The sequence below is a fragment of the Microcoleus sp. T3_A4 genome, from assembly GCF_036700465.1.
Taxonomy (GTDB): Bacteria; Cyanobacteriota; Cyanobacteriia; order Cyanobacteriales; family Microcoleaceae; genus Microcoleus.
In genome coordinates, this window is sequence record NZ_JAUBOY010000002.1 from 198,888 (window position 1) to 209,849 (window position 10,962).

General features: G+C 47.4%; 9 protein-coding genes. 4 read left to right on the plus strand and 5 right to left on the minus strand.

The genetic code is table 11. The annotated features are described in order from the left end of the window. The first annotated feature begins 52 nt into the window (after positions 1-52). Positions 53-2,659: a Calx-beta domain-containing protein gene (locus QUA07_RS02050; protein WP_333322145.1), complete on the plus strand. Its 2,607-nt coding sequence runs from the start codon at positions 53-55 to the stop codon at positions 2,657-2,659. A 471-nt stretch (positions 2,660-3,130) separates the two neighbouring features. On the opposite strand, the gene QUA07_RS02055 is transcribed toward QUA07_RS02050, so the two are convergent. Continuing rightward, the gene (locus QUA07_RS02055; RefSeq protein WP_333322148.1) at positions 3,131-3,331 is read right to left on the minus strand and encodes a hypothetical protein; all 201 of its coding nucleotides are present in this window, start codon (positions 3,329-3,331) and stop codon (positions 3,131-3,133) included. Positions 3,332-3,340: 9 nt separating this feature from the next. Continuing rightward, positions 3,341-3,571, minus strand: coding sequence for a hypothetical protein (locus QUA07_RS02060; protein WP_333322151.1), 231 nt, complete (start codon positions 3,569-3,571; stop codon positions 3,341-3,343). 238 nt (positions 3,572-3,809) lie between these two features. Here QUA07_RS02060 and QUA07_RS02065 point away from each other — a divergent pair, with 238 nt between their 5' ends. From QUA07_RS02065 to QUA07_RS02075, 3 genes are all read left to right on the plus strand, one after another. Further along, positions 3,810-5,537, plus strand: coding sequence for a diflavin flavoprotein (locus QUA07_RS02065; RefSeq protein ID WP_333322155.1), 1,728 nt, complete (start codon positions 3,810-3,812; stop codon positions 5,535-5,537). A 324-nt stretch (positions 5,538-5,861) separates the two neighbouring features. After that, positions 5,862-6,491 carry a hypothetical protein gene (locus tag QUA07_RS02070; RefSeq protein WP_333082706.1) on the plus strand — a complete coding sequence of 210 codons (630 nt, stop codon included), beginning with the start codon at positions 5,862-5,864 and terminating at the stop codon, positions 6,489-6,491. Then, positions 6,484-8,229, plus strand: a complete 1,746-nt coding sequence (locus QUA07_RS02075; RefSeq protein WP_333322160.1) for a diflavin flavoprotein — start codon at positions 6,484-6,486, stop codon at positions 8,227-8,229. Before QUA07_RS02070 ends, QUA07_RS02075 begins: the two co-directional genes overlap by 8 nt. A 105-nt stretch (positions 8,230-8,334) precedes the next feature. Here the strand turns inward: QUA07_RS02075 and pgsA are convergent, their stop codons facing one another. The 3 genes from pgsA to QUA07_RS02090 all read right to left on the minus strand — a co-directional run bounded on the left by pgsA (position 8,335) and on the right by QUA07_RS02090 (position 10,833). Beyond that, a complete protein-coding gene (gene pgsA, locus QUA07_RS02080; protein ID WP_333322163.1) occupies positions 8,335-8,853 on the minus strand; it encodes a CDP-diacylglycerol--glycerol-3-phosphate 3-phosphatidyltransferase in 519 nt (172 codons plus the stop codon). Positions 8,854-9,194: 341 nt separating this feature from the next. Further along, positions 9,195-10,040, minus strand: coding sequence for an ADP-ribosylglycohydrolase family protein (locus QUA07_RS02085; protein WP_333322165.1), 846 nt, complete (start codon positions 10,038-10,040; stop codon positions 9,195-9,197). Positions 10,041-10,122: 82 nt separating this feature from the next. Then, on the minus strand, positions 10,123-10,833 hold the full coding sequence (locus QUA07_RS02090) for a sugar transferase (RefSeq protein ID WP_333322167.1): 711 nt from the start codon (positions 10,831-10,833) through the stop codon (positions 10,123-10,125). Positions 10,834-10,962 lie beyond the last annotated feature (129 nt).

Sequence of the window (10,962 nt, forward strand, 5' to 3'; positions counted from 1 at the left end):
CTGGTTTTCAGTGACTTCTAATCCTTAATTACTCATCATCAAAGGAGAAGCTATGGCTACTTCATTCACTGGTTCTTTGGGTACAACCACTAATTACAGCAGCATCAGTGACCTAATTACACAATGGCCTACTGCCGCCAAGAATCAAGGCATCCAACTGTCTGGGATAGCTTTTGATGGCTTTGAAACGAACTACACTAGCCCTGAACCCATCGCCAACCTCACGTTAGCAACGAACGAAACCCCTAAAAGCGGGTTGAGCTACGGCGCTCCGGCTGGTATTGGTGTCCTAGGCTCTTATAGTGGTTGGTTTACCGACCCCACTAAAAGTCGGGCGGAAATCAACTATGACCCCAACACCAATCTATCTCAGACGCTGAAGGTGAAATGGGCAGATAACAAAGACATCACTAGCGCCACGATCGGCCTCAGTGGATTATTTCCCAAATCAAGTTCTACTACAGCCGACGATCAAGGCGATGAAGTTGGTTCGCTGCAACTCTTTAAGGATGGGGCGCGGGTATCGGCCAGCAATTTTACGATCACTCGCCTCAGCGCTCCTGGCACTCCAAAACCGCTCGGTGTGTCTTCAGATGGAGTTACTTTCACTGGCGATCGTACCGATGGCAATTTCACATTCCAGATAGTAGGAGACTCTCTCACCGGCATTACTTTTGACGAACTGCGGTTCTCCGCCACAGCCTACGCGAACCCCACCGCTGCCTACCTCGCTGCCTCCACTAAAACCGATAGTTCCGACTACCTAGTGCGGAGTATTCAATATCAAGGCTTTGATGTGACGCCAACGCCGACGCCGACGCCAACTCCGACGCCGACGCCGACATCTCCAAGTCTCTTCCAGTTCGCCCAACCAAATTACACGGTGGCTGAAGGCGGCGTGGCTACGATTAACGTTACTCGCACCGGTGGCACGGCGGCTGCATCGATTAGCTACACTACTCTTGACGGTTCGGCAAGTTCAGCAGGCACAGCAGCAGATTACACTTCGGCGGCGGGGGTGTTGAATTTTGCTGCGGGGCAAACAACCGCTAGTTTCACCGTGCCGGCTTTGACTGATTTGAATGTGGAATCGCCGGAAACGGTGAATTTGGTGCTCTTCGGTGGCAATGTCGGCAGTAGTCCGTCAATTTTGACGATTAGTGATGTGCCGCCAACTCCGGGGACAACTCCGACGCCGACGGCGACAACTCCAAGTATCTTCCAGTTCCAGCAACCAAATTACACGGTGGCTGAAGGTGGGGTGGCGACGATTAACGTTACTCGTACTGGTGGCACGGATGCTGCATCGATTAACTACTCTACTCTTGACGGTTCGGCAAGTTCAGCAGGCACAGCAGCGGATTACACTAGCGCGACAGGGGTGTTGAATTTTGCTGCGGGGCAAACAACCGCTAGTTTCACCGTGACGGCTTTGACTGATTTGAATGTGGAATCATCGCCGGAAACGGTGAATTTGGTGCTCTTCGGTGGCAATGTCGGCAGTAGTCCGTCAATTTTGACGATTAGTGATGTGCCGCCAACTGGGACAACGGTAACTCCGACCCCAACTCCGACCTCTCCAAGTATCTTCCAGTTCCAGCAACCAAATTACACGGTGGCTGAAGGCGGCGTGGCGACGATTAACGTTACTCGCACCGGTGGCACGGCGGCTGGATCGATTAACTACCAGACTCTTGACGGTTCGGCAAGTTCAGCAGGCACTGCCGGCGATTACACTCCGGCGACAGGGGTGTTGAATTTTGCTGCGGGGCAAACTACCGCTAGTTTCACCGTGACGGCTTTGACTGATTTGAATGTGGAATCATCGCCGGAAACGGTGAATTTGGTGCTCTTCGGTGGCAATGTCGGCAGTGGTCCGTCAATTTTGACGATTAATGATGTGCCGCCAACTGGGACAACGGTAACTCCGACGCCCACTCCAGCAACATCAACAGCAAGCCAGTTTGTTTTTAGTGCGGCTACTTTCACCACTCCGGAATCATCTGGCTTTGCTACGGTGACAGTCAATCGCATCGGCCCCACTACGGCTGCCGGAACCATTAGCTACAGTACTCTTGACGGCAGCGCCCTATCAACTGGAGGAACTGCGGCTGATTATGCGTCTACTGCTGGTGTACTCACCTTTGGCCCTGGGGTAACTTCCACGACGTTCAACATCTTTGTCAATGCTGATACTGTGCCTGAAATGACTGAGAGTGTTAACCTATATCTCAACAACGGTCCCGTCGGCACTCCGTCAACAGCAAGACTAGACATTATTGACGGTAGCAGCAGTGCATCTGGCAATGTCTTCCAGTATAGTGCGTCTAATTACGGCTCGATCGGCGCTCAGGGGGGCGGCACAACGGTTACAGTTACCCGCTCAAGCGGCTTAGGTGCAGCATCGATTGATTATATTATTCTGGCGGGGACTCCAGGCGCCGGCCCTGCACCTGTATATGGTACCGACTACCTGCTTAACCCGGGCGGCGCCACTGGTGGCACGTTGTCCTTCGCCGACGGCCAACTCAGCCAAACCTTTGCTCTTCAAGACAACCCATTTAGTACCAATAATGGGATTGTGCGCTTAGGTCTTGCTAACCCCACTGCGGGCTACAGTTTCGGCAGTACAGCGGCAACAAGTATCACTCTCATCTAAGGCTATTAGTAGGGCGAGCAATCCTTGCTCTACTAATATGTCCGGCACGTAGTTAAATGCTTTTTATCAGTCTGGCTCCTCACTACAGCTTTTTTCAAAAAAGTGAGGTAGGCGGGTAAAATCTTCGCTAGGTTAAGTGCAGCGAGCATTGTCGGTGATTATTCAATTACTGACTTTCGTTTGGCTAGTACGATCGACAATAACAAAGTTAGCAATGTCAGGCAAGATGGGATTCGGTTGCCAGGTGGCCATACCGATATTGAGAACAACGATATCACCAACGCTACTATTGGTGGTGGTCTCAACAGAGGTGGTATCGGGTTACAGGATTCCAGCTTGTTTGGTTGTTCAGGGCCGACAACAATCAGGGCGGTTTCATTCTCACGAAAATCGCAATTTTGACTCTGTAGGGGTAGTGCCCCGTGCCTACCCCCACGAGCCTACCCCCCCACAGACGATTTCACAGGCGTTTTAGACATGGGGGCAGCCACGGGGGGCTGCCCCTATAAGAGAATGAAACACCCCTGCCCAAGATGGGGAATCAAACCAAGATGGCAATTTCACAGTCGGTATATTTGGGGCAGTTTCTAGTTCCCACCACTCCTGCAATCCCTGTTGCCCGTGTCCTAATTGCCCACCAAAATTAGTTTTATCAAAGGAAGTTTCAGACATAGCTTTACATCAATAAGTAGATTTTTGATTACGGATTGGAAATTTTTTTCTTCTATCATTATCCCCAAATCCCCGACTTTTTAAAGAAATCTGGAATAAGAGAACGCGATCGCATTTGACGTTTGATAAGGTTGACTTAAATGCCGAGTTATTGTCCCTAATCCAAATCGCCGCGCGATCGAGAATCGCATTTGAGTGATATTCTTCTAAAGTGGCGATCGCCCAACCGATTGAACTCATTTTTATTACCACAGAGATAAGTTTATTGTCAACTGTTTATAGATCCAAAATTGATTTTATTGAATTTTCCTTCTTCCTCAAATCCGTTAAATCCCGATTCAGTGCGCGTTGCCGAACTGCCTTATGCCATAACTTTTGGGATACTTAACAGCCTCATAAGAAAATTTATAAAGATTTACAAAAAAAACGTGTCAGAATGAAGACAATAAGGTAATGGGTAACAGACAAGGAGGCACTGATGGTAGCGCTGACTGAACGAGTCCAACGCAGATTGACGGTGGAAAAAGTCGAAATTGCCTCTGATACAACGGCAATTCGATGCCTGGACTGGGATAGAGACCGCTTTGACATCGAATTCGGACTCAAAAACGGTACAACTTACAACTCATTCATCATTCGCGGTGAAAAAACAGCCCTCGTCGATACCTCGCACGAGAAGTTTCGCCAGCAATACATGGAAACTCTGACGGGCGAAATTGACCCCAAAGAGATTGACTATTTAATTATCAGCCACACCGAACCAGACCACAGCGGTTTAGTCAAAGACGTGCTGGCGTTGGCACCCCAAGCAATTGTCGTGGGGGCAAAAGTAGCAATTCAATTTTTAGAAAACCTTGTACACCAACCATTTGAGCGATTGGTAGTCAAAAACGGGGACAAACTAGATTTAGGAAACGGCCACATTATCGAATTTGTATCGGCGCCGAACTTGCACTGGCCCGATACTATTTTCAGCTACGACAGCAAAACTCAAGTGCTGTTTACCTGCGACGCTTTCGGGATGCACTACTGTTCCGACAGCACCTTCGATGACGATTTAGCAGCAGTTGAGGAAGATTACCACTTTTATTATGAGTGTTTGATGGCTCCCAATGCTCGATCGGTACTCGCTGCGATGAAGCGGATGGCAGAGTTGGGAGAAATCAGTACAGTTGCGACCGGTCACGGCCCCTTGCTGCGACACAACGTAGTTGAACTCACCGGGCGCTACAAAAAGTGGAGCCAAGCGCAAGCTAAGGCAGAAACCACTGTAGCGGTATTTTACACTTCCGATTACGGATTTAGCGATCGACTCAGCCAAGCGATCGCCCACGGTATCACCAAAACCGGTGTCGCTGTGGAAATGATGGATTTGAGAATCGCCGACTTGCAAGAAGTCCGCGAACTTGTTGGTACCGCCGCCGGTATCGTGATTTGTTCGCCGCCGAGTAGTGGTACGGCTGCTGCGAATGCCGAAGCTGCTATCAACACAATTTTAGTTGCGGCTAACAACAAACAATCTTTCGGTTTGTGCGAATCCGGCGGTGGCGATGACGCATCGATTTACCCGCTGCGAAACAAGTTCAAAGAGTTGGGTTTAAAAGAAGCATTTCCCAACATTTTAATTAAAGAATCACCGACAGAAGCTAGTTATCAACTTTGCGACGAAGCAGGCACCGACTTGGGACAGTGGCTGACGCGGGACAAGGCTGTCAAACAGATGAAATCCCTCGACAGCGACCTCGATAAAGCTTTGGGACGAATCAGCGGCGGACTGTACATCATCACCGCCCAAAAAGGCGATGTTAGCGGTGCGATGCTGGCTTCTTGGGTAACTCAAGCTAGCTTTAAACCGCTAGGTTTAACAATAGCAGTTGCGAAGGATCGGGCTATCGAATCGATGATGCACGCGGGAGATAAATTTGTTCTCAACGTGCTCGAAGAAGGCAATTATCAAACTTTGATGAGGCACTTTTTAAAGCGTTTTGCTCCTGGTGCCGATCGATTTGCCGGAGTTAAAACTCAACCAGCAACCAACGGTTCTCCGATTTTGACAGATGCTTTGGCGTACATGGAATGCGAAGTAGTCAGCCGGATGGAACTTTCGGATCATCATATCGTATATGCGATCGTCGATAGCGGCCGCGTCTCCAATCCAGATGCACTGCCTGCTGTTCACCACCGAAAAGTCGGAAATCACTATTAGGAAGTCAGTTGACTGTTGTCAGTTGACTGTTGTCAGTTGTCAGAAGCAAGAGGGAAATCCAACGATATATTGATCGACTGTCTGAGTCAACACACCCCCAACATATTAGTAAGGTGCGTCAGCCGATGTTTTATTCGACTTCATCATCGACTATCTACTGACGCACCCTACAATTACAGTCCAGGACACAACTGGCTAGCCAAAAACTCTCAACTTTGGGTGCTTGTGGCGCACCTTACCAGGTTCAGGGTGTTGGGTGCGCCACAAGCAGCAAACCGGGCAAACCGTTGTCATTTAGACTCCATTTTAATAGGGGAATTGCCAATGCCTGCCAATCTTTTAGAAGACCGAGATTACACAATTATTATTGCCAGAAGCGATGCCAGCAGAGACCCTCACCATCCTTGGTACGAGGATTGGGTAGAAGCACAGGCATCTCTGATCGACTTAGCAAAAAAATGTCAGGAATTTGACAGCGACGGCATCACCCTTTACGAAGCTTCTACTCCTATGTGGAAGTATAAAAATTCAAATGTTGCCCGGTTAGCTCAAATTTTGCAGCGACAAAATACGGAACCGGATTCAGAAAACCCGACTGCAATTAATTTGGAAGAAGCTCTGAAAGCAACTTTTAGTGATTATTTCGCAAGCAAACCAAATGCCAAAGGGAAGAACGGAGCAATAATTGTTGCAGTCCTAGATCAAAAACCAGAAAATACTGCTGCTGTTGCCGAAATTCTTGTAAGTGCGGCCAATACCATAGATAAAGATGAAGAAATTGGAGTGAGCTTTATCCAAATTGGGGATGATTTGACAACCAGGGAATTTCTGATTGACCTGGATACCAATTTACAGGGTCGAGGTGCAAGGTTTGACATTGTAGATACCAAGTTTTGGCACGAAATCAAAAGAAGTTCTGTAGTTCAGTTTCTCATAGGTGCAATTAATGACTAACACTTTGACTCCTAGACTCGCATCCGATGCCAAACCCCGCGACGTGCAGTTTATCCCGATCGCACTCGATACTTTTATTGTGCGATCGCGCACTTGGGACAGACTCAAATTTGAAGTCGAGTATTCGCTGCAAAAGGGTACGACAGCAAATAGCTATATTATTCAAGCTGACAAAACTGCTTTGTTCGACCCGCCGGGGGAATCTTTTACTCAAAATTACCTGGAATTTTTGCAGCAACGGGTGGACTTGACAAAGCTGGATTACATAATTTTGGGACATTTCAATGCTAACAGAGCAACTACGATTAAAGCTCTGTTAGAATTAGCTCCTGAAGTAGCTTTGGTTTGCACGAATCCCGCCGCAATTAGTTTACGAGCCGCTTTCCCCGACCAAGAATTAAACATTATGATCGTTCGGGGAGAAGAAACTCTCAACTTAGGAAAAGGTCATGCCTTAAAATTCATCGCGACTCCGACTCCTCGCTGGCCTGATGAACTTTGCACCTACGATCCGCACACTCGAATCCTGTTCACTGACAAACTATTTGGAGCTCACGTTTGCGGCGACCAAGTATTCGATGAAGGGTGGAGCGTTTACAGCGAAGATCGGCGCTATTATTACGATTCCCTGCACGCATCTCAGGCAAAACAAGTGCTGACGGCAATGGATAAATTCGCCGATTTACCAGCAGCATTTTATGCTCCCGGTCACGGCCCGATCGTCCGTTACGGCCTTAATGAACTGAGCAATTTGTATCGGGAATGGAGCCAGCAACAAAATTCAAAAGACTTGACAGTTGCTTTGATTTATGCTTCTGCTTACGGAAATACGGCTACTTTAGCGCAGGCGATCGCCAAAGGAATTACGAAAGCCGGCGTTGCGGTGGAAAGTATTAACTGCGAATTTGCCGAACCGGGAGAAATTCAAGAGGCGATCGAAAAATGCGCGGGATTTATCATCGGAACTCCCACGCTAGCAGGACACGCTCCGACGCAAATTCAAACTGCTTTGGGAATTGTTTTATCTACCGCAACTAAGAGCAAATTAGCGGGGGTGTTCGGTTCTTTTGGCTGGAGTGGAGAGGCGATCGACTTAGTGGAAAATAAGCTGAAAGATGCTGGGTATCGAATTGGATTTGAGCCGATTCGAGCTAAATTTAAGCCGACGGCGGCCACAATTCACGAGTGCAAAGAAGCGGGAACGGATTTTGCTCAAGCTTTGATTCGATCGCAAAAATTGCGGGCACCGAAACCGCAGTTAGCAGCAGGGAGCGATCGCACTGAACAAGCAGTAGGGAGATTGGTTGGTTCGCTGTGTGTACTCTCGGCGAAGCGGGGGGATGTTAGCAGTGCGATGCTGGCTTCGTGGGTGTCGCAAGCAACGTTTAATCCCCCCGGTGTGACGATTGCGGTGGCGAAAGATCGATCGATCGAAGCTTTGATGTACGCCGGAGATAAATTTGTGCTGAATATCTTAGCCGAAGGGCGACAGTTGCGGAAGTATTTCATGAAAAACTTTGCTCCCGGAGAAGACAGATTTGCCGGAGTCGAAACAATGGAAGCTAGCAACGGCTGTCCGGTTTTGACTGATGCTTTAGCTTATCTGGAATGCGAGGTAATAAGTCGGATGGAATGCGGCGATCACTGGGTAGTTTATGCAGCGATTGAAAACGGTCATTTGCTGCAAAATGATGGGGTGACAGCGGTGCACTACCGGAAATCTGGGAGTCATTATTAAGGGGAAGTAATCTTGATAAATCCTCGCTTTTCCACAAGTCCGCCGGGGGTTTAAACCCCTGCCGGACTCGGGGAAAGCGCGTGTTTCATAATATATAAAACTCCCTTACTTTTCTTTTATTTCCTGTTCCGGCCACAGATAAATAGCGCCAGAAATCAAAGTTAGAGCCACAGAAACCCAAAAAGCAATTACTGCGGGAAAATTCCACGCTTCAGACAGAGGAGCAATTAAAAGCGCGATCGCCACAATCTGACTCACCGTCTTCAACTTCCCCCAAATATTAGCACCCGAAATCGTAGTTTTATTAACACGCCACCCCGCAATTGTCAACTCCCGACCCAAAATTAAAAACACTGCCCAAGCCGGCACTTTCCCCAACTCAATCAACACTAAAAGCGGGGCGAGAACCAACAATTTATCCACCAAAGGATCGAGAAACTTACCCAAATCGGTAATTTGATTTAGTTTTCTAGCCAAATAGCCGTCCAGCCAATCAGTAGCCGCAGCTACCACAAAAATTGCGGTGCAAATCCAGCGGCTTTGCGCGCTTGGGTCGTACAAACCGTAGAGCAGAAAAGGTACTCCCAGTAAGCGAGAAAAAGTAATCAAATTAGGCAAATTCATAAGAGATAGGACTAAGGCCAACTGGCACATTAAACAAAGGTATGTAGTTGCGCTTTAGCGCTCTTAGCTTAGGAAAGAGGGCCCAAGCACAACTACATACCTAAAATTTAACCCTATTTGTGACAGTTGGCCTTAGTCCTAATAGAAAGAAGTTTGGCAACGAAGTAGTGTAAGGGATTGAACGGATGTAATATCAAATCCGTTAGCATCGGAATAGTAAATTCGAGTTCACTGTTGACTGTTGACTGTTCACGACGTTCACGGCGTCAACAGTCACCAGTCAACCGTCAACATCATGTATGAGTGTAACCGGAAATGATATAACCTATCTCAGGAAGAAGTCAGAAGTCGATCGCACAATTCATTAACTTTCGATCCAGTTCTATGATATAATCTCGACCGTAAGATTGATTTTCTAATCCTTGTACCAGATTTTCTGGCAGGTCTTGGGCAATTTCACTGCTACAGGAACCAGCAGCTAAAGCAATAGTTGCTACTGTATCGACATCTCCCGAAAAGGCAATGCAATCTTGGAGCAGTTTGCTCATACTATCATTTCGCATGACGGCAGTAATAGCTGCTCTAACACAGACCAAACCTTTAACGCTGACTTCTCCTTGCCAAGGTATCGACCACTCACCAGCGACGTGCCTTTCTAGAAAATTTCCCAAATTTTTCTTTAAACCTAGCTGATAAATAAAGTAATGGGACATCAAAGCTGCTGCTATAGCTGCATTAATGCCATCAGGACTGTTGTGAGTAATGGCAGCTTGAATGGTAGCATTTTCGATGACTTTTTCAATAGTAGGAAAAATGCCAATCGGCCCGGCTCGCATCGCCGATCCGCTTTTATCGCTAGCGGAGTGAATTTTTTCTAAGAATTCTTTTCCGTCTTGAACTTGTAGCAAAAAATTGTAAAATTTACCAGCATAACCAAATCGCCGATCGCGCTGAAAAGCTGCAACAAATTTGCTGGCTAAAAGTTCCGGTGTCCAAGGTTCTCGGCTGACGATAGCTTCTGCGACGGCTAAACTCATCTGCGTATCGTCTGTGTAACATCCAGGCTGGATGTCGTGGCGGGGATGCTTGATGTAACCGTTGAGATTGTTGTACAATTCGATCGTCTGCTGGTCAACAAATTCAAAACCAGCACCGTAAGCGTCACCAATCGCTAATTCTATTAACATATATTTAATCCGTTTCCTACTATTTCATCCCCTATTTTTCCTAAAATTTAAAATCCAAAAACCCCCCAAAACAGCAAGTCTATTAACACGCACCGTTTTTACTTAAGACAACCAAAATTGTTTTGCAAATCAGAGTGATGTCGTAGACAACAGACCACTTGCCCTGATAGTCGAGATCCATGCGGACAATCTCGTCAAAGTCTTTAACTCTAGACCGTCCGTTGACTTGCCACTCCCCAGTCAGACCGGGTTTGACATTTAAACGCTGCCAGTGGAACTCGTCATAGGCAGCAACTTCATCGGGAGTTGGCGGTCGAGTTCCCACTAAACTCATGTCGCCAACTAACACATTCCAGAATTGAGGCAACTCATCCAAACTCGTGCTCCGCAAGAAGCGGCCGACGCGGGTAATTCGCGGGTCATTTTCATTCTTAAAAATGTGACCCTTGGCTTGGTTGCTAACTAAATGTTTGAGATTTTCTGCACCCACAACCATAGATCGAAATTTCCATATTCTGAAATGTCGCCCTTGGAAGCTGCAGCGGACTTGACTGTACAGCAGCGGGCCCGGATTGTCCAACAGCATCGCCACAGCCACCGGCACCGCCACCACAGCAGCAATTGCCAGTCCCAGCAGCGCACCCAAAATATCGATCGCCCGCTTCACCTTGCTCGTTACGGATCGGTGATGCTGTTGTTTTGATACACAAACTTTGTAAGTAGACTCTTGAAAAAATAAGGACAGCATTTCTGATAATGATGATTTCGACGAGGCATCCATCGGAACTTTCATATGATTTCTCTCAACTTTAACGATCTCTTACGTCCATCTTATTAGCCATCCCAAATCTGCAGAACCTGAAGAGCTGAGCTTTGCACAATCTTTAAAAAGCCATCACACTTTTATAAAGTTTCTATGTAC